Below are 680 nucleotides of genomic sequence, written 5' to 3' on the forward strand. Positions count from 1 at the left end.
CCTCTGCTATTGCCTCATCTATTTTTTTTAATGACGGCTCTATTTCGCACTCTATAAATGTTTTTGCAAGGTAGCCCTCTTTTTCTTTTTGTCTTGCCACCTCTTGCATTTGCGCGAAACTATCACACATCACCACACAATCATCTGCGTCCTCGTCCAAATACACCACACAAAAGCCTGCGATGTTTATCTCGTCATATTCTAGTATTGCCATTTTTGCTCCTTTTTTTTTGAAGCTAGAATCTAAAAGGCAAAACAACGCTACGACTTGCTTTTTTTGCTTTTTCTTGCATCTATTTGCTTGCTTTTTTAGCGGGATTTTTGGCATTTGCCTCACAGATTTTGCTAAAAGGTTTTTATTAAAACGATTTAACTTATCCTGCGTCTTTGTAGCGTGCCTTGCTTTCTTTGCCTTAGGCGTTGCCACACTTAAGCGATTTTTGCCAAAATCTTAAGCATTTGAAGTCTTTTTGTAAAAACATTGCTTAGCTTTTTTGCTTATAAAAAGCATTGTTTTTTGTCAAAAAGTGTTTTTGCTAATCAAGCAATCTTACTTTTTGGGTAGAAACTAAATTTTTCCAAATCAAGCATTTTGCTTTTTTGCTTAAAAAAACAAAATCTTTGTTTTTAAAAAATCAAACATTTGGCTTTTTGTAAAAAAAGCAAAATTTGGTTTTTGA

The 680-nt window shown here is 33.8% G+C and carries 1 protein-coding gene; it reads right to left on the reverse strand.

Annotated features, from left to right (window positions below):
* A partial coding sequence (locus tag ACWIUO_RS13815) for a hypothetical protein (RefSeq protein ID WP_454178463.1) occupies nucleotides 1-214 on the reverse strand: 214 nt, incomplete at its 3' end.
* Between the last annotated feature and the right edge of the window lie 466 nt (nucleotides 215-680).

The sequence above is a fragment of the Helicobacter sp. T3_23-1056 genome (assembly GCF_053654535.1).